24 protein-coding genes are annotated in these 24,072 nt (G+C 71.2%); 15 read left to right on the forward strand and 9 right to left on the reverse strand.

Going from position 1 to position 24,072, the window contains the following annotated elements; genetic code table 11:
- On the forward strand, positions 1-2,517 hold a 2,517-nt coding region (locus tag FF096_RS26625; RefSeq protein WP_230462520.1), incomplete at its 5' end, for an ATP-binding protein.
- Entirely contained in the window at positions 2,514-3,071 is a 558-nt protein-coding gene (locus tag FF096_RS11680; protein ID WP_309223117.1) for a response regulator, read from the forward strand. The genes FF096_RS26625 and FF096_RS11680, both read left to right, overlap by 4 nt.
- A gap of 6 nt (positions 3,072-3,077) precedes the next feature.
- Here FF096_RS11680 and FF096_RS11685 read toward each other — a convergent pair whose 3' ends face one another.
- On the reverse strand, positions 3,078-3,413 hold the full coding sequence (locus tag FF096_RS11685; protein ID WP_309223118.1) for an STAS domain-containing protein: 336 nt from the start codon (positions 3,411-3,413) through the stop codon (positions 3,078-3,080).
- A 139-nt stretch (positions 3,414-3,552) separates the two neighbouring features.
- On the opposite strand from FF096_RS11685, the gene hemL reads away from it, so the two are divergent.
- The 6 genes from hemL (at position 3,553) to ccsB (ending at position 9,811) form a co-directional block, all read left to right on the forward strand.
- Positions 3,553-4,890 carry a glutamate-1-semialdehyde 2,1-aminomutase gene (gene hemL, locus FF096_RS11690; protein WP_309223119.1) on the forward strand — a complete coding sequence of 446 codons (1,338 nt, stop codon included), beginning with the start codon at positions 3,553-3,555 and terminating at the stop codon, positions 4,888-4,890.
- 120 nt (positions 4,891-5,010) lie between these two features.
- On the forward strand, positions 5,011-5,658 hold the full coding sequence (locus tag FF096_RS11695) for a histidine phosphatase family protein (RefSeq protein ID WP_309223120.1): 648 nt from the start codon (positions 5,011-5,013) through the stop codon (positions 5,656-5,658).
- Position 5,659: 1 nt separating this feature from the next.
- Positions 5,660-6,232, forward strand: a complete 573-nt coding sequence (locus FF096_RS11700) for a TlpA disulfide reductase family protein (RefSeq protein ID WP_155217276.1) — start codon at positions 5,660-5,662, stop codon at positions 6,230-6,232.
- Positions 6,232-7,119: a cytochrome c biogenesis CcdA family protein gene (locus FF096_RS11705; protein ID WP_155217278.1), complete on the forward strand. Its 888-nt coding sequence runs from the start codon at positions 6,232-6,234 to the stop codon at positions 7,117-7,119. The genes FF096_RS11700 and FF096_RS11705 overlap by 1 nt, the downstream gene beginning before the upstream one ends.
- The gene (locus tag FF096_RS11710; protein WP_155217280.1) at positions 7,119-8,771 is read left to right on the forward strand and encodes a cytochrome c biogenesis protein ResB; all 1,653 of its coding nucleotides are present in this window, start codon (positions 7,119-7,121) and stop codon (positions 8,769-8,771) included. Before FF096_RS11705 ends, FF096_RS11710 begins: the two co-directional genes overlap by 1 nt.
- Entirely contained in the window at positions 8,771-9,811 is a 1,041-nt protein-coding gene (gene ccsB / locus FF096_RS11715; protein ID WP_155217282.1) for a c-type cytochrome biogenesis protein CcsB, read from the forward strand. Before FF096_RS11710 ends, ccsB begins: the two co-directional genes overlap by 1 nt.
- 67 nt (positions 9,812-9,878) lie before the next feature.
- Here ccsB and FF096_RS11720 read toward each other — a convergent pair whose 3' ends face one another.
- Together FF096_RS11720 and FF096_RS11725 are read right to left on the reverse strand one after the other, a co-directional pair.
- Positions 9,879-10,550: an endonuclease V gene (locus FF096_RS11720; protein WP_309223187.1), complete on the reverse strand. Its 672-nt coding sequence runs from the start codon at positions 10,548-10,550 to the stop codon at positions 9,879-9,881.
- 137 nt (positions 10,551-10,687) lie between these two features.
- Positions 10,688-10,960 carry a hypothetical protein gene (locus FF096_RS11725; RefSeq protein WP_155217286.1) on the reverse strand — a complete coding sequence of 91 codons (273 nt, stop codon included), beginning with the start codon at positions 10,958-10,960 and terminating at the stop codon, positions 10,688-10,690.
- A 232-nt stretch (positions 10,961-11,192) separates the two neighbouring features.
- Here FF096_RS11725 and FF096_RS11730 point away from each other — a divergent pair, with 232 nt between their 5' ends.
- Together FF096_RS11730 and FF096_RS11735 are read left to right on the forward strand one after the other, a co-directional pair.
- Complete coding sequence (locus FF096_RS11730; RefSeq protein WP_375335325.1) at positions 11,193-11,984, forward strand: helix-turn-helix domain-containing protein; 792 nt, start codon at positions 11,193-11,195, stop codon at positions 11,982-11,984.
- Positions 11,972-12,163, forward strand: a complete 192-nt coding sequence (locus FF096_RS11735; protein ID WP_155217289.1) for a DUF397 domain-containing protein — start codon at positions 11,972-11,974, stop codon at positions 12,161-12,163. The genes FF096_RS11730 and FF096_RS11735 overlap by 13 nt, the downstream gene beginning before the upstream one ends.
- 95 nt (positions 12,164-12,258) lie before the next feature.
- Here the strand turns inward: FF096_RS11735 and FF096_RS11740 are convergent, their stop codons facing one another.
- Positions 12,259-13,146 (reverse strand): transglutaminase-like domain-containing protein, encoded by an 888-nt coding sequence (locus FF096_RS11740; RefSeq protein ID WP_155217291.1) that lies wholly within the window; start codon positions 13,144-13,146, stop codon positions 12,259-12,261.
- 240 nt (positions 13,147-13,386) lie between these two features.
- Here FF096_RS11740 and FF096_RS11745 point away from each other — a divergent pair, with 240 nt between their 5' ends.
- Positions 13,387-14,847 carry a menaquinone biosynthesis decarboxylase gene (locus FF096_RS11745; protein ID WP_155217293.1) on the forward strand — a complete coding sequence of 487 codons (1,461 nt, stop codon included), beginning with the start codon at positions 13,387-13,389 and terminating at the stop codon, positions 14,845-14,847.
- A complete protein-coding gene (gene mqnP, locus FF096_RS11750) occupies positions 14,847-15,761 on the forward strand; it encodes a menaquinone biosynthesis prenyltransferase MqnP (RefSeq protein ID WP_155217295.1) in 915 nt (304 codons plus the stop codon). The genes FF096_RS11745 and mqnP overlap by 1 nt, the downstream gene beginning before the upstream one ends.
- Before the next feature lie 34 nt (positions 15,762-15,795).
- On the opposite strand, the gene FF096_RS11755 is transcribed toward mqnP, so the two are convergent.
- Positions 15,796-16,818 carry a terpene synthase gene (locus FF096_RS11755; RefSeq protein ID WP_155217297.1) on the reverse strand — a complete coding sequence of 341 codons (1,023 nt, stop codon included), beginning with the start codon at positions 16,816-16,818 and terminating at the stop codon, positions 15,796-15,798.
- 179 nt (positions 16,819-16,997) lie between these two features.
- Between FF096_RS11755 and FF096_RS11760 the strand changes: the two genes are divergently transcribed.
- On the forward strand, positions 16,998-17,627 hold the full coding sequence (locus tag FF096_RS11760; protein WP_155217299.1) for a UbiX family flavin prenyltransferase: 630 nt from the start codon (positions 16,998-17,000) through the stop codon (positions 17,625-17,627).
- A 27-nt stretch (positions 17,628-17,654) separates the two neighbouring features.
- Here the strand turns inward: FF096_RS11760 and FF096_RS11765 are convergent, their stop codons facing one another.
- Positions 17,655-17,939, reverse strand: coding sequence for a BldC family transcriptional regulator (locus tag FF096_RS11765; RefSeq protein WP_309223121.1), 285 nt, complete (start codon positions 17,937-17,939; stop codon positions 17,655-17,657).
- A 268-nt stretch (positions 17,940-18,207) separates the two neighbouring features.
- Between FF096_RS11765 and FF096_RS11770 the strand changes: the two genes are divergently transcribed.
- Positions 18,208-18,669, forward strand: a complete 462-nt coding sequence (locus tag FF096_RS11770) for an Lrp/AsnC family transcriptional regulator (protein ID WP_309223122.1) — start codon at positions 18,208-18,210, stop codon at positions 18,667-18,669.
- A 75-nt stretch (positions 18,670-18,744) separates the two neighbouring features.
- Complete coding sequence (locus FF096_RS11775) at positions 18,745-19,836, forward strand: PLP-dependent cysteine synthase family protein (RefSeq protein WP_309223123.1); 1,092 nt, start codon at positions 18,745-18,747, stop codon at positions 19,834-19,836.
- A 43-nt stretch (positions 19,837-19,879) separates the two neighbouring features.
- Here FF096_RS11775 and FF096_RS11780 read toward each other — a convergent pair whose 3' ends face one another.
- The 3 genes from FF096_RS11780 to FF096_RS11790 form a co-directional block, all read right to left on the reverse strand.
- Complete coding sequence (locus FF096_RS11780; RefSeq protein ID WP_155217301.1) at positions 19,880-20,509, reverse strand: putative glycolipid-binding domain-containing protein; 630 nt, start codon at positions 20,507-20,509, stop codon at positions 19,880-19,882.
- A gap of 77 nt (positions 20,510-20,586) precedes the next feature.
- Positions 20,587-22,113 (reverse strand): DEAD/DEAH box helicase, encoded by a 1,527-nt coding sequence (locus tag FF096_RS11785; protein ID WP_155217650.1) that lies wholly within the window; start codon positions 22,111-22,113, stop codon positions 20,587-20,589.
- Positions 22,114-22,334: 221 nt separating this feature from the next.
- Entirely contained in the window at positions 22,335-23,966 is a 1,632-nt protein-coding gene (locus FF096_RS11790; RefSeq protein ID WP_155217303.1) for a hypothetical protein, read from the reverse strand.
- Positions 23,967-24,072: the final 106 nt, after the last annotated feature.

A 24,072-nucleotide genomic window follows, 5' to 3' on the forward strand; every position in this document is an offset into this window, starting at 1 on the left:
TCGTCGTTCGCCGACGAGGTGACCCGGGTGGCCCGTGAGGTGGGCACCGAGGGCAACCTCGGCGGCCAGGCACAGGTACGCGGTGTCGCCGGCACCTGGCGGGACCTGACCGACAACGTGAACTCGATGGCGTCGAACCTGACCAGCCAGGTGCGGAACATCGCCTCGGTCACCACGGCGGTGGCGAACGGTGATCTGTCGCAGAAGATCACGGTCGACGCGCAGGGCGAGATCCTGGAGCTGAAGAACACCGTCAACACGATGGTGGACCAGTTGTCGTCGTTCGCCGACGAGGTGACCCGGGTGGCCCGTGAGGTGGGTACCGAGGGCAAGCTGGGCGGTCAGGCGCAGGTCAAGGGGGTCTCCGGCACCTGGCGGGATCTGACCGAGAACGTCAACCAGCTCGCCTCGACGCTGACCACCCAGCTCCGGGCGATCGCCCGGGTCTCGACCTCGGTGACCCGGGGTGACCTCACCCAGCGGATCGCGGTGAAGGCGCAGGGCGAGGTCGCCGAGCTGAAGGACAACATCAACCAGATGATCGTCACCCTGCGGGAGACGACCCACAAGAACGCCGAGCAGGGCTGGCTCGACTCGAACCTCGCCCGCATCGGCGGCCTCCTCCAGGGCCAGCGCGACCTCGGCGAGGTCTGCCGGATGATCATGCAGGAGGTGACGCCGCTGGTCGACGCGCAGCTGGGTGCCTTCTTCCTGATGGACAACTCCGAGGGAGTGATGCGGCTGCGGCTGACCGCCTCGTACGGCTATGTCTCCCGAGGGCATGACGTGACCTTCGGTCCGGGCGAGGGGCTGGTCGGTCAGGCGGCGCTGTCCCGGCGCACCATCCGGGTCGGTGCCGTACCGGACGGTCGGATCACGTTGCGCTCCGGGTTGGCCGACACGCCACCGGCGGATCTGGTGGTGCTGCCCGTGCTGTTCGAGGGCGAGATGCTCGGCGTGATCGAGTTCGCCACCGTGAAGCCCTTCTCCGAGTTGCACCTGTCGTTCCTGGAGCGGCTGGTCTCCACCATCGGCATCGCGGTGAACACCATCCAGGCGAACCGGCGTACGGAGGAGCTGCTCGCCCAGTCGCAGCGGCTGGCGCACGAGTTGCAGGAGCAGTCGGCGGAGTTGCAGCGGACCAACGCCGAACTCGAGGAGAAGGCCAAGCTGCTGTCGGAGCAGAAGGCGAACATCGAGACCCAGAACCGCGAGATCGAACTGGCCCGGCTCGGCCTGGAGGACAAGGCGCAGCAGCTCACCCGGGCCTCGGCGTACAAGTCGGAGTTCCTGGCGAACATGAGCCACGAACTGCGTACGCCGCTTAACTCGTTGTTGCTGTTGGCCCGGCTGCTGATGGAGAACTCGGAGCAGAACCTCACGCCGAAGCAGATCGAGTTCGCCCGTACGATCCACGGCTCCGGGTCCGATCTGTTGCGCCTGATCGACGACATCCTGGACCTGTCCAAGATCGAGGCCGGCCGGATGGACGTCGAGCCGACCGAGGTCCGGTTCACCGAGATCTGCAACTACGTGGAGCAGGCGTTCGCGCCGCAGGCCGAGGAGAAGGGCCTGGACTTCCAGGTGAGCATCGGCGAGGACCTGCCGCCGGTGGTGGTGACCGACGCGCAGCGGCTCCAGCAGATCCTGCGCAACCTGTTGTCCAACGCGGTCAAGTTCACCGACACCGGCGCGGTGGAGCTGCGCATCTCCCGGGCGCCGGAGCACGCGGTGTTCGACGTGCCGGCGCTGATCAACGCCCGGCAGGTGATCGCCTTCACGGTGGTCGACACCGGGATCGGCATCTCCGACGACAAGCTGTCGCTGATCTTCGAGGCGTTCCAGCAGGCGGACGGGACCACCAGCCGCCGCTACGGCGGTACCGGGCTGGGGCTGTCGATCAGCCGCGATCTGGCCCGGTTGATCGGCGGGACGATCACCGTCGCCGCGGCACCCGGGCAGGGTTCGACGTTCACCCTCTACCTGCCCGACGTGTTGGCCCCGGACGCGGTGGTGGCGCCCGCGCCGCCGTCGCCGCAGCGGGCGGGCCTGCCGGCGTCGTTGTTGATGCCGCCGATGGAGTTGCTGTCGGAGGCGCCCGAGGCGCCGAAGACCCGGCAACTGGACGGCTCCACCGTGCTGATCGTCGACGACGACGTGCGTAACGTCTTCGCGTTGACCAGCGCGCTCGAACTGCACGGCATGACGGTGCTGTACGCCGACAACGGCACAGATGGCGTCCGGCTGTTGGCTGAGCACCCAGAAGTCGATATCGTCCTGATGGATGCCATGATGCCCGATCAGGACGGATACGAGACGACTCGGCAGATCAGACGTAACCACCGGTTCGCGGACCTGCCGATCGTGTTCCTGACCGCGAAGGCGATGCCGGGGGACCGGGAGTCGGCGATCGCGGCCGGAGCCAGCGACTACATCACCAAGCCGGTCGACCTGGACCAGCTGATCGAGCTGATGGGCACCTGGATCAGTGGCAGCCGTACCGAGGAGGGCTCGTGACCCAGATGGCCAAGGCGTTGCTGGTCGATGATCGCCGGGAGAACCTGATGGCCCTGGAGGCTATCCTCCAGGGCCTGCCGGTGCAGTCGGTCGCCGTGGAGAGCGGTGAGGCGGCGCTGAAGCAGCTGCTGGTGGACGACTTCGCGGTGATCCTGCTGGATGCCCAGATGCCGGACATGGACGGGTTCGAGACGGCCAGCCACATCAAGCGGCGGGAGCGCACCCGACACGTACCGATCATCTTTCTGACCGCCGCCGACCGGGACGCCCAGCTGGCCCTGCGGGGCTACGCGGCGGGTGCGGTGGATTACCTCACCAAGCCCTTCGACCCGTGGGTGCTGCGGGCCAAGGTCTCCGTCTTCGTCGAGCTGTGGACGAAGACCCGCCAGTTGGCCGCGCAGTCGGAGATGGTGCGCGAGCGTGATGCCCAGTGGCGGCTGTTGACCGAGGCGGTCGACGAGGCCACGTCGCTGCTGCGCGGCGACGACCCGGAGGCGCGGGCCCGCGCGGTGGCTCTCCTCGAACAGGCGCGCTGGGGGACCACCCCCGACTGAGTCGGGTCAGATCGTGGTGGCGTCGTTACGGACCATCAGGGCGCTCCGCAGGCCGGTGATGTCCAGGACGCGCAGCAGGAACTCGCCGACATTGGTCAGGATCAGCAGGCTCTGCGCGTGGCTGGCCTTGCGACTGAGGACGACCAGGGTGCCCAGGCCCTGCGAGTCGCAGAAGGTCACGCCGCCGAGGTCGAGGACGATCCGGGGCGGCGGCTCGGTGAGAACTTCATTGACAACGGTCGATAGTTGGGCGGCCGTTTGCATGTCGATCTCACCGGCAAGGCGCAGCACAGCTTCGTCGCCCGTCCGGTGTACGGTGATGGACAGTTCGGCACGATCCACCGGGTCAGCCTATCGCGATCTCGGTCGCCCGGCCCGTCGAGGCGTGCCGTCCCCCCGCAGCGTGCTGGGGGTGAGCCCGGTAACCCTGGGCTGGGGTGCCTGCCAATCCACCGCCGGTCGCTGACACAATGGCGACATCGTGACCGAGGTGTTTACTGCCGGATCCGACCGTTACCCGGTCGACGCGCCGGCCTCAGCGGCCCTGTTCGACCGCGCCTGCGCCATCGTGCCGGGTGGGGTGAACTCACCTGTGCGCGCCTTCCGTGCGGTCGGCGGCACACCACGCTTCATGGTCCGGGGCGAGGGGCCCTGGCTGCACGACGCGGACGGTCGCCGCTACGTCGACCTGGTCTGCTCGTGGGGGCCGTTGATCCTCGGCCACGCCCATCCCGAGGTGGTCGCGGCCGTGCAGGCCGCCGCCGCGCACGGCACCAGCTTCGGTACGCCCACCCCGGGCGAGGTCGAGTTGGCTGACGAGATCGTCGCGCGTACCCCGGTCGAGCAGGTCCGGCTGGTCAACTCGGGCACCGAGGCGACCATGTCGGCGATCCGCCTGGCCCGGGGCTACACCGGCCGCTCGAAGATCATCAAGTTCGCCGGCTGCTACCACGGGCACGTGGACGCGCTGCTGGCCGCCGCCGGTTCCGGCGTGGCCACGCTCGGACTGCCCGACTCGCCGGGGGTCACCGGCGCGGCGGCCAGCGAGACCATCGTGCTGCCGTACAACGACGTGACCGCCGTCGAGGCGGCCTTCGCCGCCGAGGGCCAGCACATCGCCGCGGTGATCACCGAGGCAGCTCCGGGCAACATGGGTGTGGTCGCACCCCGCGACGGGTTCAACGCACGACTGGCCCGGATCGCGCACGCGCACGGCGCGCTGCTCATCGTCGACGAGGTGATGACCGGGTTCCGGGTCTCCCGCTCCGGCTGGCACGGGCTCGACCCGGTCGAGGCGGACCTGTGGACGTACGGCAAGGTCATGGGGGGTGGCCTGCCCGCAGCGGCGTTCGGCGGGCGCGCGGAGATCATGTCGCGACTGGCGCCCGCTGGCCCCGTCTACCAGGCGGGCACCCTCTCCGGGAACCCACTGGCCTGCGCGGCCGGGCTGACCACGCTGCGGCTCGCCGACGACGCCCTCTACCGCAGGCTGGACGAGACCGCCGCCACGGTGGGCAAGCTGGTCACCGACGCGTTGGCCGCCGCCGGGGTCCCACACCGGCTCTCGTACGCGGGCAACATGTTCTCGATCTTCTTCACCGACGCCGACGTGGTCGACTACGACAGCGCCCGCACCCAGCAGGTGCCGGCGTTCAAGGCGTTCTTCCACTCGATGCTCGCTGCCGGGGTCTACCTCCCGCCGAGCGCGTTCGAGTCCTGGTTCGTCTCGGCGGCGATCGACGACGCCGCCCTGGAACAGGTCGCCGGCGCGCTGCCCGCAGCGGCCAACGCGGCGGCAGCGGCAAGCCACGGGGGGTAGCGGTGAGCGCGAGGAGTGAGCCGGTTTTGCGAGCCCCGCAGTCGCGAACAAGGGGGCAGCGGTGAGCGCGAGGAGTGAGCCGGTTTTGCGAGCCCCGCAGTCGCGAACAAGGGGGCAGCGGTGAGCAAGACGGTGGTCCACGTGCTTCGGCACGGCGAGGTACACAACCCGGACGGCATCCTCTACGGCCGGCTGCCCGGTTTCCGGCTCAGTGAGCTGGGTGTCCAGATGGCCAAGGCCGCCGCGCAGGGGCTCGCCGACCGCGAGGTCGTGCACATCGCGGCCAGCCCGCTGGAACGCGCCCAGCAGACCGCCGAGCCGATCGCCGCCCAGTTCCGGCTACCGGTGGGGGTGGACGAGCGGCTGATCGAGAGCGCCAACTGGTTCGAGGGCAAGAAGGTCTCGCCCGGCGACGGCTCCTTCCGCGACCCCCGTAACTGGTGGGTGTTGCGCGACCCGGTCACCCCGTCCTGGGGTGAGGCGTACCGGGCCATCGCCGAGCGGATGTTCGCCGCGCTGCACGCCGCCCGGGTCGCCGCCGAGGGCCGCGAGGCCGTCCTGGTCTCGCACCAGCTGCCGATCTGGACGCTGCGCCGCTACGTCGAGCGCAAGCGACTGTGGCACGACCCGCGCCGTCGGCAGTGCGGGCTGGCCTCACTCACCACCTTCCACTTCGACGGTGCGAAGATCGTCGGCATCGGCTACTCCGAACCGGCCGCGCACCTGGTGGCCATGTCGGCGACCGCACGGACGGCCAAGGGAGCCTGAGATGGGCGTCCGGAGGGTGGCCGTCGGTCTGCTTGCCACCGCGACCACCGCGCTGCTGCTGACCGGCTGCACCGACGGGCGAGAGTCCGCCTGCGACAGCGTCGGCGGCATCGTCGAGTGCGCCCCGGAGCAGCGCTCCGCCGCCCCGAAGATCGCCGGTGAGCTGCTGGCGGGTGGGTCCTACGACGTGGCCGGTCAGCGGGGCCAGGTCGTCGTGGTCAACTTCTGGGGTTCCTGGTGCGCGCCGTGCCGGGCCGAGGCCGACGACCTGGAGCGCACGTACCAGGCGACGAAGGACTCCGGGGTCACCTTCCTCGGCATCAACGTGCAGGACAATCGGGACAAGGCGCTCGCCTTCGAGGAGGGCCGGGTCAGCTACCCGAGCATCTTCGACCCGGGCAGCCGGCTCGCCCTCGACATGGACATCCCGCCGAACACCATCCCGGCCACGGTCGTGCTCGACCGGCAGGGCCGGATCGCCACGGTGATCAGGGCTGCGGTACGGCAGGAAGGGCTGCAACCCATCGTCGAGCGGATCGCCGCCGAGTCGCCCGCGCCGACCGGTCAACGCTGATGGGTGCGACCTTCGGCCAACTCGCCGAGTCCGGCCCGTTGCTGCTCGCGGTGGGCGCGGCAGCCCTGGCCGGTCTGGTCAGCTTCCTCTCCCCCTGCGTGCTGCCGCTGATGCCCGGATACCTGTCGTACGTCACCGGCCTGGCCGGCACCGACCTCGAAGGCCGAAGTGTAAGGAAGGGCCCCCCGTTAACGCCTCCGGTAGAGGAGGGGGCCCTTCCTAACACGTCCGGCGGCGGGGAGCAGGTGGGTGGTGGCCGGGTCGGCACGGCGGTACGGCCGGAAACCCGGGTCGCCCCGGCGGTGAAGGGTCGGGTGCTGGCCGGGACGCTGCTGTTCATCGCGGGCTTCACCGTCGTGTTCACCGCCACCGCCGTCCTATTCAGCGGGTTCGGTCGGGTCTTCTTCGAGCACGAACGGACGTTGGAGATCGTCGTCGGTGGGCTCGTCGTCGTGCTCGGCCTGGGCTACCTCGGCGTGCTGCCCGGGTTCCAGCGGGAGTTCCGGATCAACCGGCTGCCCGCCGCCGGTCTGCTCGGCGCGCCGGTGCTCGGTGCGGTGTTCGCCCTGAGTTGGGTTCCGTGCACCGGGCCCACGCTGGCCGCCGTGCTCGGCATGGCCACCACCAGCGGCCAGACCGACCGGGCGGTGGTGCTGGCCGTGGCGTACTGCCTCGGGTTGGGGCTTCCGTTCGTCGTCTTCGGGCTGGGCTTCAACCGGTTGCTCGGGGTGTTCCGCACGGTGCGTCGACACAGTCGTTGGGTCACCCGGATCGGCGGTGCGCTGCTGATCCTGATCGGGCTGGCGCTGCTCACCGGTGGCTGGACCAACGTGGTGATCTGGTTGCAGACCACCGTCGGGGTGGGCAGCTTCGAGGTGGGCATCTGATGACCAGAGTCGACGACCGGCCGGTCACCCCGGCCGAAGCGCCCCGGCGACGCAGCAATCCGCTGCTCGCCCTGCTGCGCAACTCGTGGCGGCAGCTGACCAGCATGCGTACCGCGTTGGTGTTGCTCTTCCTGCTCGCGGTCGCCGCGATCCCCGGTTCGGTGCTGCCGCAGCGGGGGGTGAACCCGGAGGACGTCCGCGACTTCTACGCCGCGAACCCGGAGCTCGCCCCGGTGCTGGACCGGATCGGCGCGTTCGAGGCGTTCAGCTCGGTCTGGTTCTCCGCGATCTACCTGCTGCTGTTCACCTCGCTGATCGGGTGCATCACGCCCCGGCTGCGCGACCACGTCCGGGCGCTGCGGGCCCGCCCACCGGCGGTGCCGAAGCGGCTGGAGCGGCTGCCGCAACACGCGGTGGTGCCCGCGCCCGAGGGCGGCGCGGCGGCGGTCGCCGAGACGCTGCGGCGACGGCGGTGGCGGGTGGCGGTACGCGGCGACGAGGTCTCCGCCGAGAAGGGCTACCTCAAGGAGACCGGCAACCTGATCTTCCACACCTCGATGGTGCTGGTGTTGATCGGCGTCGCGCTCGGCTCCTGGTACGGCTGGCACGGCAACCGGCTGCTCGTCGCCGGCCCGGACGGCGTCTTCTGCAACACCCGCCAGCAGTACGCCGAGGTGAAGCTCGGCCCCCGCGTCGGCGACAACCTGCCCCGGTTCTGCATGCAGTTGGACGAGTTCGACGCGCAGTTCCTGCCGAACGGCCAGGCGTCCTCGTTCAACGCGAAGGTGACCGTGGACGAGGACGGCGGCGCGCCACGCCAGGCCGAGTTCTCGGTCAACGCGCCGCTGCGCCTCGACGGCGCGAACGTCTACCTGCTCGGCCACGGCTACGCCCCGGTGATCCGCTACACCGACCGCTTCGGTCGGAGCCAGACCAGCGCGGTGCCGTTCCTCTCCACCGGCGACATCGGGCTGACCGGTGAGGGGCTGGCCGCCTTCCCGGACGCCAACGTCGACCCGGCCAGCGGCGAGCGGAACCCGGATCTCCAGGTGGCCTTCTCCGGGCTCTACCTGCCGACCGCGCCGCAGGAGCCGCCGTTCACCCGGTCCGAGCACCCGACCGAGCAGAATCCGCTGCTCGACCTGATCGCGTACCGGGGGAACCTGGGGCTTGACGCCGGTATCCCGGGCTCGATCTACCAACTCGACGAGCGGCAGCTGCGCAACGGCCGGCTCACCGAAATCGGTGCGAAGCAACTGCGGGTCGGCGAGAGCTGGACGTTGGACGACGGCACGCGCGTCGAGTTCGTGGGCACGGAACGGTACATCGTGCTGTCGGTGCGTCACGACCCCGGCACGATGCTGCTGCTGGTCAGCTCCATCGGGCTGGTGCTGGGTTTGATGGGCTCGCTCTTCGTCCGGCGGCGGCGGGTCTTCGTCCGGCTGCGGCCCGCTGGTCAGGGCGACCCCGGGAGTGGATCTCCGACAAGCGGTAGTAGTTTGGTCGAGGTGGCTGGTCTGCCGCGTACCGAACATCCCGGCTTCGCCGCCGAGTTCGCCCAACTGGTCGCCGCGGTCAGCGCCGGCGGGCGATCCGGCGACGCCGGCACCGACCAGGGCGCGCCGGCCCGGTCGCGGGAAGGAGCCGAGTGATGTCCGTACTCTCCGACCAGTTGGTCTCCATCGCCACGATGGTGTACCTGCTGGCGATGATCAGCCACGCGGTGGAGTACGCCCTCGGTGCCTCGCGCGCCAAGCAGGTCGCGGCCCCCTCCCGGGAGCTGGTCGGTGCGGCGGTGGGTGCCGCGTCGTCCGGCGCCGTCGTGGACCGTTCGGAGGACGCAGGTGACCTGGCCAGCGGCACGTCGGCAGCCGGTGGCGCTGTCGGCACCGAGCCGGGCACGGGCTCACCGAGTCGTGCTGACCGCACCGCGCGTCGAGCGGAGCTGGGCGGCCGGATCGCCGTCGGGCTGACCGTGTTGGCCGCCGCGCTGCACCTGGCGGCACTGGTCACCCGTGGCCTCGCGGCTGACCGGATGCCGTGGGGCAACATGTACGAGTTCGTGCTCACGGTCTCCTTCATCGGGGTCGCCGCCTGGCTGGCGGTGCTGGTCAAGTGGCCGTACCTGCGTCGCCTCGGGCTTTTCCTGACGCTGGTGATGGTGCTGTTGGTGGCCACCGCCGAGCTGGTGCTCTACACCCCGATCGTGCCGCTCGTGCCGGCGCTCAACTCGTACTGGTTCATCGTGCACGTCTCGACCGTCGTGTTCTCCTCAGGGCTGTTCCTGCTCGGCGCGGTGCCGGCGGTGGCGTACCTGATGCGGGCCGGATACGAGGACGGCAAGCGCAGCTTCCCGTACACCCTGGCGAAGCGGTTGCCGGTGGCGGCCGGGCTGGAACGGCTCACCTTCGTGCTGCACGCCTTCTCTTTCCCGATCTTCACGTTCGGGGTGATCGCCGGTGCCATCTGGGCCGAGGCGGCCTGGGGACGCCCGTGGGGTTGGGATCCGAAGGAGACCTGGGCGTTCATCTCCTGGGTGATCTACGCGGGCTACCTGCACGCCCGCGCCACGCCGAGCGTGAGGCGGAACGTGACCGCCTGGCTGGCCATCCTCGGTTTCCTGACCGTGATGATGAACCTCTTCGGCGTGAACATCTTCTTCGAGGGCCTGCACTCCTACGCCGGCCTCTGACCCCGGCGTCCGGTCCGCCGCTGGTGAGATTTCCCCAGGGCTTCCGCCGATTCTTGGACAGTTTCCGTTATTCGCTGACGGGAATTGTCCAAGAATCACTCGACATCCGGAGGGCTTCGCGGGAGAGGAAGTCGGCCCGGCGGATCGCCTCGGGCAGTCGGTAGCGTCGGCTCAGATCGAGCGTGATCGTGGTCGCCTGGTCGAGGTTGGTGCGGTGGCCGACCGAAACGAACACCGGCTTGACGTCGGTCTGGGTACGCAGCACCCGACCCAGCACCTCGTCGCCATCGCGTAGCGCCGACCAGTCGCCCCGACGGGTGCCCGGCTCGTCGTACGCACCGACGAAGGGCGTCTTCGCCACCCCGAAGGTGGGGAGCCCGGTCAGCACGCCCAGGTGGCAGGCGAGCCCGAACCGCCGGGGATGAGCGACGCCGTACCCGTCGCAGACCACCACCTCGGGACGATGTTCGAGCCGGTCCAGCGCCGCCAACAGGATCGGCACCTCCCGGAAGGCCAGCAGCCCCGGCACGTACGGGAAGCTCACCTGGCCGGGCACCACGGCCGACTCCACTTCGGCATCGGTGGCCAGGTCGATGACCACGGCGGCGGCGACGATACGCGGCGAATCCTTGTGGTACGACACGTCCACGCCCGCGACGAGCCTCGGTACGCCCTTGAGGTGTTCGCCCAGGTCGAGGCGTTGCCGCAACTCCTGCTGGATCCGCTCCGCCTCCGCCACGGACGCCGGGAAGGCGGCCGCCGCGTCCAGTTCCGGGAAGGCGGCCACCGGCGGCTCGTCGTCGGAGTGCGGCCGGTCGGCAGGGACGATCGTCATGAGGTGCGAGCGTACGACCAATCGCCGGGCGACGGCGGCGGTCAGTCGGAGGGTTGTGGGCGGGGTGCGCGTGGGGCGGTCCAGCCGAGGAAGCGGTCGTGCAGCGCGGTGGGCTTCGGCGCGTCCTGGGGGTTGAGGCGGTACAGGTCCTCGACTGCGGTGTAGAGCATCCCGGCGAGGTAGATCGACAGGGCCACGTGACTGTTCCGGTACTCGGCCAGCAGGTTGAGCCGGGCGGTGGCGCAGGGCCACGGTGCGGCGCAGGCCCGGCACAGCCAGAGTGGCCGAAGCGCGACGTGGATCTGCGACGTCATACGTACTCCTGTCTGCGGCCGGTTGGCGGCGGGGCCGTCCGTCGCCGACGTACCGGACGGCCCCGCGTCGGTCGCGCCCGTCCCTTTCGGGTCGGATCCGGGCGGTTCCGATGGGGACAGTCTGGTGTGCCGCCGACTACGCTCGGAAGGCATTCGATCGCCCTGTGTGCCTGGACTGTCCCCCGGTGAGGGCGGTGAGAAACGCGGATCGTGCTGGTGAGGAGTGGTGCGGGTGGACGAACGGTCGCGGGTGCTGATCGAGGAGCTGCGGCACATGCGGGCGGCGCGCCGGGTGACGCAGGAGGAGCTGGCTCGGGCGATCAACTACTCGCCGTCGACCGTGGCGATGGTGGAGACCGAGGCGCGCAAGCCGCCGCCCGACTTCTGGGAGCGGGCGGACGCGGCGCTGGACACGGGTGGCGCGTTCGTCCGGATGCTGGCCCGGTTCGGGTCGCCGCAGTGGATGCGGGAGTGGGAGGCCAACGAGCGGCAGGCCACCGTGCTGCGGTCGTTCCAGAACACGGTGGTGCCGGGGCTGCTGCAAACCTCGGCGTACGCCCGCGCGCTGTTCCGCAGCGTCGGCCTCTACGACGAGGCGGAGGTGGAGCAGCGGGTGGAGGCGCGGCTGGCCCGGCAGGCGGTGCTCGCTGGCGAGCGACCGCCGCAACTCGTCACGGTGCTCGACGAGCACGTGTTGCGCCGCCCGGTCGGCGGGCCGGTGGTGATGCGCGAGCAACTGCGGCGGCTGGTCAAGCTGGCCACCGAGCATTCCCGGGTACGGCTGCACGTGGTGCCCGCCTCGGTCGGCGCGTATCCGGGTGTCGCCGGGGCCTTCGTGCTGGCTACCCTTCCCGGTGGGGAGGACGTGGCCTATCTGGACGATCAGCTCAAGGGCCAGGTGATCGACCACACCGAGGACGTGCTCGCGATCCGGGCCTCCTGGGAGGCGATCCAGGGTGAGGCGCTGCCGCCCCGACAGTCGATCGAATTGGTGACGGAGGTGGCGGAGTCATGGCGGAGCTGACCGGCGCCCAGTGGCGCACAAGCACCCGGAGCAGCACCAACGGCGGAGACTGCGTCGAGGTGGCCGACAACCTGCCCGGCCTGGTCGCGGTCCGCGACAGCAAGGACCGCGACGGCGCGGTGCTGGTCTTCGGCCCGGCGGCCTGGCGGGCCTTCGTGGCGGCGACCCGCCGACTCTGACCCGCCGCCCGGCGCGGGCCGCCGCCCCGCGCTGCTGCCCGCCGCTGCCCGCCCGGCGCGGCGCGGGCGGGCCAGCGCGGTACGACCCGGGCGTATCAGATCGGTTCGTCGCGGGCGCGCAACCCGTTCGTGACGACGGCGGGGACGCGTAGGCGTTTGTCCGCGTACAGCAGGCGCAGCTCGTCGGCGTGCTCGTCGGGCTCCCGGGTGAGGCGAGCCAGCTCGTCGAAGAGGGCCGCCCGCTCATCGTTGACCTTCTCGAAGGGACCGGGCATCACGCCCCAGGCGTCCCACGGCAGCAACTCCACCCCGTGCAGCGCGGCGGCGTCGCGCATCAGGTTGCCCGCGATCCACCACCAGCCGCCTTCGCTGATCCCGTGTAGCCCGAAGGCGTCCGGGTCGGCCGCACCGGCACGGCAGCGGGCCCACGCCTCTCCGGCGACCAGGAACCGATCCCGTGGTACGTCGGTGAAGTCGAAGTCGAGGTCGAGGAGTTCGTGGTGGCGCGCGTCGAGCTGGGCGTCGACCATGATCCAGCGAGCCTGCTCGGTGCTCCAGTACTCCGCCACCCAGTGGTCCTCGTACCAGTTGTCGACGAAGTAGTCGCCGAACCCGCACCGGGCCCGAGCCGGTACGCCCCGGGCCCGCAGCGCGGTGACCATCAGCAGGGAGTAGTGCCGACAGTTGCCCGGCATGCGCTGTTCCGGGGTACGCGCGACGGTCAGCGGTTGGTCGTCCGGAGAGCCCGCGATCCGGGCGAGCAGTTCGTCTGCGCGCCGCAGGTGCACGGTCTGCCGGTCGGCGTCGGTCAACGTCACCCCGTACTCCCCGGCGACGTGCTCGTGGATCAGCAACCCCTGGATGGTCCGGGCGATCCCCGCCGGATCCGACGGCACCGCGTCGAGCAGTGATGCGTACGACCCGGCGGAGGTCAGCCGACCCGGCGCTGCGAAGCGGGAGACGTCTGACCGGTCCTGGCCCATCTGTCACTCCTGGTGGGAACCCGGCCACGGCGGGCGTAGCTGTCGCAGCTGCGCACACGGGTGCCGGTTGCGTGGTCTGCGCCCGGCTGGGCGGAACAAGCATCGCAAAATTCGCCGGATCGCGATGTCCCGCAGTGATCCGTCTGCGGGGGCGCCTGTTAGGAAGGGACCCTTCCTCTACCTCAGGCGTTAATAAGGGGCCCTTCCTTACACCTCAGGGCGGTGGGGGAGACTTGCGGCATGGCGGCTCGTGGTTTTCCGTACACCGATCTGAAGGATTTTCTCGCGGCGCTGGAGCGCGCGGGCGAACTGCGGCGCGTCGGCGTCCCGGTCGACCCGACGCTGGAGATCAGCGAGATCGTCACCCGGACGGTACGGGCCGACGGGCCGGCGTTGCTGTTCGAGCAGCCCACCCGGGGCGAGATGCCGCTGGCGATCAACCTGTTCGGCACCGAGAAGCGGACCGCGATGGCGCTCGGCGTCGAGTCGCTGGACGAGATCGGTGACCGGATCGGCGAGATGCTCAAGCCGGAGCTGCCGGTGGGCTTCGCCGGCATGATGGGCGGCCTCGGCAAGGTGATGCAGCTCAAGTCGATGCCGCCCAAGAAGGTCAAGACCGCCCCCTGCCAGCAGGTGGTCTACCGGGGGGACGACGTCGACCTGAACCGGCTGCCCGGACTCCAGGTCTGGCCGGGTGACGGCGGGATCTTCCACAACTTCGGGCTGACCCACACCAAGCACCCGGAGACCGGTAAGCGGAACCTCGGTCTCTACCGGCTCCAGCAGCACAGCCACAACACCCTCGGGATGCACTGGCAGATCCACAAGAACTCCACCGCGCACCACGCCGTCGCCGAGCGGCTCGGCCAGCGGCTGCCGGTCGCCATCGCCATCGGCTGCGACCCGGTGGTCAGCTACGCGTCGAGCGCGCCCCTGCCCGCCGACATCGACGAATACCTGTTCGCCGGGTTCCTGCGCGGCGAGCGGGTGGAGATGGTCGACTGCCTGACCGTGCCCTTGCAGGTGCCGGCGCACGCGCAGATCGTGCTGGAGGGCTACCTGGAGCCGGGTGAGCGGCTGCCGGAGGGTCCGTTCGGTGACCACACCGGCTTCTACACCCCGGTCGAGCCGTTCCCGGTGCTGCACGTCGAGGCGATGACCATGCAGCGTGACCCGGTCTACCACTCGATCGTCACCTCGAAGCCGCCGCAGGAGGACCACGGTCTCGGCAAGGCCACCGAGCGGATCTTCGCGCCGCTGCTGCGGTTCCTGATCCCGGACATCGTCGACTACGACCTGCCAGCGGCGGGGGTGTTCCACAACTGCGCGATCGTGTCGATCCGCAAGCGCTACCCGAAGCACGCCCAGAAGGTGATGAACGCGATCTGGGGCGCGCACATGATGTCGCTGACCAAGCTGATCGTGATCGTGGACGAGGACTGCGACGTGCACGACTACCGCGAGGTCGCCTTCCGCGCGTTCGGCAACGTCGACTACGCCCGGGACCTGCTGCTCACCGAGGGGCCGGTGGACCACCTGGACCACTCCTCGTACCAGCAGTTCTGGGGCGGCAAGGCCGGCATCGACGCCACCCGCAAGCTGCCCGAGGAGGGCTACCACCGGGGCTGGCCGGAGGAGATGACCATGACTCCCGAGGTCGTGTCGCTGGTCGACAAGCGGTGGAAGGAGTACGGCATCTGATGGCCGCCACCGCCGTGCAGCCCGCCGAACGCCCCGGGCGGGTGAAGTCCTTCCTCAAGCTCGTGGCGATCGAGCACTCGGTGTTCGCGCTGCCGTTCGCGTACCTGTCCGCGCTGACCGCGATGCAGGTGAACGGCGGGCGGGTGCGCTGGCTCGACCTGCTGCTGATCACCGTGGCGATGGTCGGGGCGCGGACGTTCGCGATGGCCGCGAACCGGATCCTGGATCGCAAGATCGACGCGCGGAATCCGCGTACCGCCAACCGGGAACTGGTGACCGGGGCAGTGAGCCTGCGCACGGCCTGGACCGGCGCGGGCGTCGCCTTGGTGGTCTTCCTGGTCGCCGCCGCCCTGCTCAACCCGCTCTGTCTGGTGCTCGCGCCGCTGGCCGTGGTGCCGCTGGTGGTCTACCCCTACGGCAAGCGGTTCACCAACTGGCCGCACGCCATCCTGGCCGTGGCCCAGATGGTCGGGCCGGTCGGCGCCTGGCTCGCGGTCACCGGCACCCTCGCCGGCTCCGGACCGGCCTGGCTGCTCGGCGTGGCCGTCGGGCTGTGGATCGGCGGCTTCGACCTGATCTACGCCTGCCAGGACGACGAGGTGGACCGGGAGATCGGTGTGCACAGCGTGCCGGCCCGGTACGGTCGCCGCTTCGCGCTGCACGCCTCCACGGTGGCGCACGTGGTCACCTTCGCGCTGTTCGGCTGGTTCGGCGTGCTGGTCGGCTTCGGCTGGCTCTGGTGGATCGGGCTGGCACTCACCGCCGTCGCCTTCGCCTACCAGCATCTGGTGGTCACGCCGACCGACCTGAGCCGGGTCAATCGGGCCTTCTTCACCGCCAACGGGTTCGTCGGGATCGCGTTGTTCGCCTTCGCCCTGCTCGACCTGGTCGTCCGGCTCGGCCTGCGCCCCTGAGCGCGGCCGCCCGGACGTCCGCAGGTGCGCGGTGTTAGGAAGGGCCCCTTCCTATACCGGAGGCGTTAGGAAGGGGCCCTTCCTTCGCTAGGGCGTAGCGGGCACTCTCCATGGTCCAGTCGACGGTGCCGCGCACGGCTCGGGCCACCCCGTCGAGGTGGGCGGTGACCGCCGGGTCCAACGCCGGACCGAACGAGGGCACCGAGTCGCGCAGGCTGACGAACCGGCGCATCGAGTCGTGCCAGCGCTCGGCCGCCAACTCGACGGCGGCGGCCAGCGGCAGGCGGTGCGCGGCGGCCAACGCCAGCACCAGGTTGTGACCGCCGGACACCGCCGCGTCCCGGTCCAGCGAGGCGATGTCGTTGTACCAGGACAGCAGGTCGTTGCCGACGGCGCGCAGCTGACCCAGCCGAGGGTGGTGGTAGACCGCGTCGGGCAGCGGTCGGCCGCTGACGAACTCCACCAGCGGATACGACACGTACGCCGCCGAGGTCGCCCGGCGCAGCTCGACGTACTCCTCGACACCGGGCGCGTGCCCGTTCGTCTTGTTGACCGCCTCCTGCCAGGTGCCGTCGAGGTGGTGGGCGACCGCGTCGGCGAACCGCAGCCGCCAGCAGGCGGGCATCCGGCGGTACGGCTCCCGTGAGGCGTGGACCAGCAGCCGACGGAGCGGACCGATCAGCCCCGGGTGCCGCAGCCGGGTGCCGCCGTGCAGCAGCGCGACCGCTCCGTCGCGCAGGGCGCGGATCTCCTCCGGAGCGTTGCGGTCGGCGGAGTCGCAGGCGTCATCGACCAGGAAGAACCAGGTGAACAACGCGGTCAGGACGCGCAGGTCGGCTTCGGTGGCGTCGGGATAGAGCCGACCCGCGTAGCGGGCGAAACCGGCCAGCCCCAGCCGTTCACGGGTCGGCGCGTCCCACGGCAGCTCGGAGACCAGCCAACCCTGCACGTCGTCGGCGTGCGGGGAAAGCCGTGCCGGGATGGGACAGGCGGCCCGCAGGGCCGCCAGGACGTCGTGGGCACCGTGGGCCGACGACGAGATGATCTCGTCGGTCATCACACTTCCTCTCCGCCCGCCCACGCCCGCGTACCCGGCAGCATGACAGCCCACGGTGGCCCGCGCAGACCCGTCGGGCATCGGCGATGTAACGGTCCGACCTGCGGTGATCACGGGCACCTAGGACACGCGGGCGGGGTGCCCGACCCAGACCACGGGTGACCAGGCAGGCTGGGGGGATGCGCGAACCATGGGTGGTCGGGGTGTCCGGGGCTTCCGGCACCCCGTACGCGGCGGCAGTCATCCGCGGCCTGCTCGACGCCGGGCAGCCGGTGGACCTGATCGTCTCCCGGGCGGCCCGGCTGACTGTCCTCGACGAGACCGGACGGCCGTTCCGGGACGGCCACTGGGCCGAGGACCTGGCCGGCTGGCTCGGGCGGGACATCGGCGCGGCCGACCTGCGGCACTGGCCTGCCGGTGACCTCGCGGCCGGGCCGAGCAGCGGTTCCTACCCGGTACGCGGGATGGTGGTGGTGCCGGCCAGCACGGCGGCATGCGCCGGGATCGCCATCGGCCTGTCCAAGGACCTGTTGCAGCGTGCGGCCGAGGTGAACCTGAAGGAACGGCGACGCGTGGTGGTGGTGCCCCGCGAGACGCCGGTGACCCGGAGCCACCTGGAACATCTCATCGCGCTGCACGACGCTGGTGCTGTGGTGCTGCCAGCCAGTCCCGGCTTCTACGGTGCGGGTGCCGCGGCCTCCGCGGCCCAGCTGGTGGACTTCGTGGCGGGCAAGGTGCTCGACGCCCTCGACGTGCCGCACACCCTGTTCACGCGCTGGGCCGGGAAGTTGAACGCGGACCGGACCTGACGGCCGGTCCGCGTCCCGACCCGCACTTCAGTACATCCCGGCGTTCGCCGGGCCGGCATTCGCCGGGCCGACCGGGCCGGTCGAGGCGGTCGGGCCCGCGTTACGCGGTTTACCCATCTCCTCCGCCTCGTCCAGCATGCCCTCCCCTTCAAGCAGGGCCCGCACCTCGGATTCCCGAAACCGGCGATGCCCTCCTGGAGTCCGGATGCTCCCGATCCGACCCGCCGCCGCCCATCGCGTCACAGTCTTCGGATCAACCCGAAACAGTGCGGCGACTTCACCCGGTGTCAGCAGGCGATCTCCAGTGTCCACAGCCCCCTCCTCGCGTCGACGAAGCCCCCGGCTGAACACACTGCCCCCGGCCGGTGCGAGCCCAGAGCCGTCATGAGGGACGTATGGCAATTACAGCACCAGCGACCTGGCGTGTCCGCCAAACGCGAAAAACGCACTGAGTGGGAAGTTAGTAAATGGTACCGGCGTCACGCCCTCCGAACCCCGGGTATGCGAACTGTCACCCGCTGCCAGGTCAAACGGATGCCGGAGTCCGGGTGTTACGCCCTGCCGACTAGGGTCACAGTCCGTGGACGCCATCGACCTCAACCTCGTGGACCTGCTCCGCAGCAACGCCCGGCTGTCGTACGCCGAACTTGCCCGACAGGTCGGCCTGTCCGCCCCGGCGGTGCACGAGCGGGTCGGGAAGCTGGAATCCGGGGGCGTCATCCGGGCGTACCGCGCCGAGGTCGAGCCGGAGACCATCGGACTGGGCGTGACCGCCCTGATCGGCATCGTGGAGGACTCCGGGGCGGACACCGACGACGTGTTGGAGGCGTTCCGGGCGATGCCCGAGATCGAATCCTGCTACTTCATGGCCGGTGTCGAATCCTTCCTGCTCAAGGCGCGGGTGGGCACCATCGCCGAGTTGGAGCAGTTGATCGTCCGGCTGAACCGGACACCCGGGGTCGCCTCCACCCGTACCGGCATCGCCCTGTCGACCAAGTGGGAGAACCGCCCGCAGCCGGTCGCTCCGCCGCCGACGGTCTGAGCCTGCCGCCGACCGCCTGAGCCTGCCGCCGACCGCCTGAGCCCGCTGCCGCAGGTCGGCTGCTAGGTTTCCGGCGTGACTCAACTCGACCGGTGCGACGAGGCCAGCCGGTGGTGGGTGACCGAGGCCATCGCGGCCGTGGAGGCGGACGCGAACCGGTCCGCCGACACCCACCTGCTGCCGTTCCCGCTGCCCCGGCAGTGGGGGATCGACCTCTACCTCAAGGACGAGTCGGTCCACCCGACCGGCTCGCTGAAGCACCGGCTGGCCCGCTCGCTGTTCCTGTACGGGCTGTGCAACGGCTGGATCGGGCCGAGCACCACGATCATCGAGGCGTCGTCCGGTTCCACGGCGGTCTCCGAGGCGTACTTCGCCCGGATGCTGGGGCTGCCCTTCATCGCGGTGATGCCCGCCTCCACCTCGCCCGAGAAGATCGCCCAGATCGAGTTCCAGGGCGGCCGGTGCCACCTCGTCCAGGACCCGGCGAAGGTGGTCATCGAGGCACGCTGGCTCGCCGAGGACACCGGCGGGCACTACATGGACCAGTTCACCTACGCCGAGCGGGCCACCGACTGGCGCGGCAACAACAACATCGCCGAGTCGATCTACGCGCAGCTTGCCCTGGAACGGCATCCGATACCGGCCTGGATCGTGGTCGGCGCGGGCACCGGCGGCACCAGCGCCACCATCGGCCGGTACGCCCGCTACCGGCGGCTGCCCACCAAGCTCTGCGTGGTCGATCCGGAGAACTCCGCGTTCTACCCCGCCTGGCAGGCGGCTGACTGGTCGGTGCGGACCGGCCGAGGCTCCCGGATCGAGGGCATCGGCCGCCCGAGCGTCGAGCCGTCGTTCCTGCCCTCGGTGGTGGACCGGATGGTGCGGGTGCCCGACGCGGCGTCCCTGGCGGCCATGCGGGCCGCTTCGGCGGTGCTGGGCCGACGGGTGGGTGGCTCGACCGGCACCAACCTGTGGGGCGCCTTCGGCCTGATCGCCGAACTGCTGGCCGCCGGCCGTACGGGCTCGGTGGTCACCCTGATCTGCGACGCGGGCGACCGGTACGCCGACACCTACTACGCCGACGAGTGGGTGGCCAAGCAGGGCCTCGATCTGACGCCACACCTGGCCACCATCGACCGCTTCCTGACCGACGGCTCCTGGCCGACCTGAGCCACCGGCGGGCCGTCGAGGGCGTGGCCGGGTGGTGGTCAGCTCAGCGGGTGGGAGCGCGCTCGGCCAGGCCGGGATAGCGCAGGACGTAGCCGTCGGCGTCCACCTCGACCTCGGCGCTGAAACCGTCGCTGGCGTAGCGGAACCGGTGTGGGCCCAGCCCGGTGTACAGCTGCTCGGTGGGCAGCACGGTCAGGCTGGGCAGCAGCACCCAGGCCACGGTTACCGAGTGGGCGGTGTCCGGAGGCGCGGTGTTCAGGCCGAGTCGACGCAGCGGCAGGGTGTTGAACAACGGCGAGCCGCCCAGGTCCACGTCCAGGGCGTCGGCCAGCCGGTCCTGGTCCTCCACGCCGGGCAGCCCGGCCGGGGCGTGCCCGGCGGCGGTCAGAACCGCGTCGAGATCACCCTGCTCGGCGGCGGTCACCCGCCATCGTCGCGTCGCCCGTTCCAGGCGTACGCTGCGCCGCCACCCGGCTCCCTCGACCTCGGCCTCCAGACGGACACTCGTCCAGTCGGTGTCGGTGGTCACCTGGTAACGACAGGTGTAGGGAACCGGGTCGACGGCCACCTGGGTGCCCTGCGCCGTCAGCCCGTGGCCGTCGTCGACCACGGCGTGCTCGGCACCCGCGGTATCCGTACGGGTCCACAGCAACGACTTCGGCGTGGTCGACATGAGCCGGACGTTACGCCACCCGGACGAGCCGGGCAGCGTATGCGCCGAAGACCAGCACCGCGAGCGAAACGCCCAGGTCAGTAGCTGTGGGCCCGCGATCGGCCGCCCGTACCTCGGTGGTCCTCGCGCGGCCGTTCGCGCTGGCTCCAACCCTCCGACCGGCCGCCCCGCTCACCGCCGAAACGACGCTCGCCGCGCGGGTGGTCGTGGTAGCGACGGTCGCCCGGTGCCTGCTCCGCGTAGCGGCGGTCGCCCCGGTGACCACGGTCGGCGTAACGGCGTTCCCCGGTGGGCCGGTCGCCGAAGCGGCGGGGTCCACCCGGTCGGCTGCTGCTGCGCTGGCGCGGCGGCTCCGGCTCGTCCCGCACCGGCACCCCGCTGGGCTCCCGCGCCCCGGTCAGCTCGGCCAGGACCGGGTCACCGGCGCGTACCCGGGCCTGGGCCGGCTCCACACCGGCCTTCTCCAGCATCGCCAGGGTGGTGCGGCGCTGCTTCGGGAGCACCAGGGTGGCCACCGCACCGGCCTCACCGGCTCGGGCGGTACGCCCAGCGCGGTGCAGGTAGTCCTTCGGGTCCTTCGGCGGGTCGACGTGCAGCACGAGGGAGACACCGTCGACGTGGATGCCCCGGGCCGCGACGTCCGTGGCGACCAGGACGCTGGTCCGCCCCTCGCGGAACTCCGCCAGGGTGCGGGTACGCATCCGCTGGGTCTTGCCGCCGTGCAGCCCACCGGCGCGTACGCCCACGGCGGCGAGCTGGTTGACCAGCCGGTCCACACCCAACTGGGTACGCGCGAACACGATGGTCCGGCCCGCCCGCGCGGCGATCGACGCGGTCACCGGGAACTTGTCCTGCGGCGGGATGAGCAGCAGGTGGTGGTCCATGGTGGACACGGCTGCGGTCGGCGGTGCGGTCGAGTGGGTGACCGGGTCGGTCATGAACCGCCGCACCAACGCGTCGACGTCACCGTCCAACGTGGCCGAGAAGAGCAGCCGCTGCGTGTCGGCCGGCGTCTTCGCCAACAACTCGGTGACCTCGGGCAGGAAGCCCATGTCGGCCATCTGGTCGGCCTCGTCGAGCACGGTGATCTCGACGTCGTCGAGCTGGCAGACACCCCGGTCGATCAGGTCGGCGAGCCGACCCGGGGTGGCCACCACCACCTCGACCCCGCGCCGCAGGGCATCGATCTGCCGGTCGTACGGGACGCCGCCGACGGCGGTCTTGAGGAACACGCCGACCGCCTTGCCCAGCGGCAGCAGCGCCTCGTTGACCTGCATGGCCAGTTCCCGGGTGGGCACCAGGACCAGCGCGCGTGGCCGCCGGGGGCGGGCCCGCTCACCGGCGGCGATCCGGGCCAGCAGCGGCAGCCCGAACGCGAGGGTCTTGCCGGAGCCGGTCTGCCCACGACCCAGCACGTCGCGCCCGGCGAGCGCGTCGGGCACGGTGGCCTGCTGGATCTCGAACGGAGTGGTGATGCCCTGCCGGTCGAGGGCGCGGACCAGCGGCGCGGGAAGCCCCAGCGTGCCGAAGGTGACCGGGGTGTCGGGGGTGGTGGTGCCGGCCGGTTGCGGCGCGGCGGGAAGGTCGGGAGAGAACGGGGGCATGCTGAGGTCAGCGGAGGTGGTCAAGAACTGCCTTTCAAGCGGGGCGCATCTTCGCGATGTCCCGCTGCGGCCATGGCCGCCGGATCTTCCGCAAGATCGCCCATGGGCGCGTGGTCACGCGCCAGGTCAATGATCGCTGCCCAGTGTACGGCGAGCGGCGGCGGCCCACGCGCCGTGGAGTCGGGTAGTGGGCGGACTCACCACCCTCCGCGAGCCTTCGGTCACCCCGTCAGGCCGCTGCCGAAGCCGGACAGCGCGTTGTTCGCGAAGAGCACCACCAAGACGCTGATCGCCACCAACACCCCCAGCGCGATGGCCATCAGGATCACCACGCGCAGCGTGCTGCTGGACTTCTCGCTGGCCGTGTCCGCCCAGCCCTGAGCCAGGATGTGCCCGGTCAACGAGCCGGAGTTCTCCTCCCCGGCCGGGAAGGCCACCGTCGCGGAACTCTCCCCTCCGGCGTAGTACGCGCTCAGGTCGGTACCTCCGGGGCGGTGCCCCTGGGGCGGCGCGACGTGCGGCGTCGCCGGAGCGCCGGTCCCCACCCGGGCGGTGGGCTCGGATCCGGCCGACGGTCGGATCGTTCCCGGGCCGGTCTCCGGCGTGGTGACGGCGGCGATCGGGGTGGTCGAGCCCGGACGGAGGCCCGGACGCGCCGAGGGTCGTGGTGCCATCGCCGGTGAGATGGGCGCCGGGTCGTCCCGACGCCCGGCGGGGGTGGTCGGTGGCGGCCAGACCGGCAGGGCCGGGGCCGGTACGACAGGTGCCGCAGCGATTCCCCCACCGGTGGGCGGGACCGCCCGCGACGGTGCGGCGGAAGGCGCGGCCCCGGCGGTCGCCGGAGGAGGCGGAAACGGTGGTGCCGGCATCGGGCCCGGTGGCGGTGGCGGCGGGGGCACCGGAGGGCCGGGCGGCGGCGTCGGTGGCCCGGGAACCGGTGGCGTGGGCCGGGGGCCGGGCGGCGGCTCCGGAGGGTACGGCCCAGGCGGTGGGGTCGGTGCTGGCGGTGGCGGGGTCGGCGCGGGTGGGGCCGGTACGGGCGCCGGGGTGGGGGCCGGCGCTGGTGGGGTCGGTTCGGGTGTCGGCGGGCGGGGAGCGGGCTCCGGCTCAGGGGTGGGTGGTGTCGGTGGTTCGGCCGGCTCGCGTGGCTGGGCGGGCTCCGGCGGCGTGACCGGCTTCGGTTCGGTCGGCGCGGACCGGTAGACGCCGCTCGCCTTGCCGCCGCCTCCGGCCGACTGCGCCTCGTCCGCGCTCACCCGGCTGATGCCCGGTACCCGGACGCTGGCCCGCGCCGGTTTCGCCGCTCCGGCCTCCCGGTCCGGCGAGGCCGCCTCCCGCTGCCCGGGGACACTCGCCTTCCCGGTCACCGCCGCCGCTGCGGCGGGACCTGCGGCGACGCTGCCCTCCACCGCTGCGGGACCGGCGACGGCTCCACCCGCCACCGCTGCGGGACCGGCGACGGCTCCACCCGTCACCGCTGCCGGTGCTGCGGCGACAGCTCCGCCCGCCGCTGCTGCGGGAGCGGCGACAGCTCCGCCCGCCACCGGTTCGGCGGTGGCGGTGGCGCGGTAGGTGGTTCCCCCGCCAGATCCGGGCGTGCCGACCGGTGGCTCGCCGTGGGCCACACTGCCGGGTACCGCTACCCGGGCGACTCCTGCCCGGCCTCGGGCCGGTATCGACCGATGGTCGGCGGCACCCGCCGTGGCACGGGCAGCGGGCGACGAGGTTTCCGCAGCCTCGGCGGCGGCCTCGTTCCCTGCCGGTGCCGGGGCGGTGCCGGCGCTCTGTTCGGCGGTGGCGGTGGGGGTGGGGGCCGGACTGACCGGTCCCGCCGGAACCTCGTGCTCCGTCATCGTCGCCTCCGCGCCACGCTCGCAACCGGACCCGTACCGCCGGGACCGGGAATGCCTGAGAGACACCGTGCCACATTCCACCCGCGCGGCACACCCAGAGCGCATA

This window comes from Micromonospora sp. CP22 (assembly GCF_009712475.1).
GTDB lineage: Bacteria > Actinomycetota > Actinomycetes > Mycobacteriales > Micromonosporaceae > Micromonospora.

What these genes read in the sequence shown, in the direction of transcription:
- ccsB (WP_155217282.1), top strand. Translation starts at nt 8,771, where the DNA reads ATGTCCGTACTCTCCGACCAGTTGGTCTCCATCGCCACGATGGTGTAC.
- mqnP (WP_155217295.1), top strand. Translation starts at nt 14,847, where the DNA reads ATGGCCGCCACCGCCGTGCAGCCCGCCGAACGCCCCGGGCGGGTGAAG.
- FF096_RS11745 (WP_155217293.1), top strand. Translation starts at nt 13,387, where the DNA reads ATGGCGGCTCGTGGTTTTCCGTACACCGATCTGAAGGATTTTCTCGCG.
- FF096_RS11760 (WP_155217299.1), top strand. Translation starts at nt 16,998, where the DNA reads ATGCGCGAACCATGGGTGGTCGGGGTGTCCGGGGCTTCCGGCACCCCG.
- FF096_RS11705 (WP_155217278.1), top strand. Translation starts at nt 6,232, where the DNA reads ATGGGTGCGACCTTCGGCCAACTCGCCGAGTCCGGCCCGTTGCTGCTC.
- FF096_RS11710 (WP_155217280.1), top strand. Translation starts at nt 7,119, where the DNA reads ATGACCAGAGTCGACGACCGGCCGGTCACCCCGGCCGAAGCGCCCCGG.
- FF096_RS11740 (WP_155217291.1), bottom strand. Translation starts at nt 13,146, where the DNA reads ATGGGCCAGGACCGGTCAGACGTCTCCCGCTTCGCAGCGCCGGGTCGG.
- FF096_RS11725 (WP_155217286.1), bottom strand. Translation starts at nt 10,960, where the DNA reads ATGACGTCGCAGATCCACGTCGCGCTTCGGCCACTCTGGCTGTGCCGG.
- FF096_RS11735 (WP_155217289.1), top strand. Translation starts at nt 11,972, where the DNA reads ATGGCGGAGCTGACCGGCGCCCAGTGGCGCACAAGCACCCGGAGCAGC.
- FF096_RS11700 (WP_155217276.1), top strand. Translation starts at nt 5,660, where the DNA reads ATGGGCGTCCGGAGGGTGGCCGTCGGTCTGCTTGCCACCGCGACCACC.
- FF096_RS11780 (WP_155217301.1), bottom strand. Translation starts at nt 20,509, where the DNA reads ATGTCGACCACGCCGAAGTCGTTGCTGTGGACCCGTACGGATACCGCG.
- FF096_RS11790 (WP_155217303.1), bottom strand. Translation starts at nt 23,966, where the DNA reads ATGACGGAGCACGAGGTTCCGGCGGGACCGGTCAGTCCGGCCCCCACC.
- FF096_RS11755 (WP_155217297.1), bottom strand. Translation starts at nt 16,818, where the DNA reads ATGACCGACGAGATCATCTCGTCGTCGGCCCACGGTGCCCACGACGTC.
- FF096_RS11785 (WP_155217650.1), bottom strand. Translation starts at nt 22,113, where the DNA reads ATGCCCCCGTTCTCTCCCGACCTTCCCGCCGCGCCGCAACCGGCCGGC.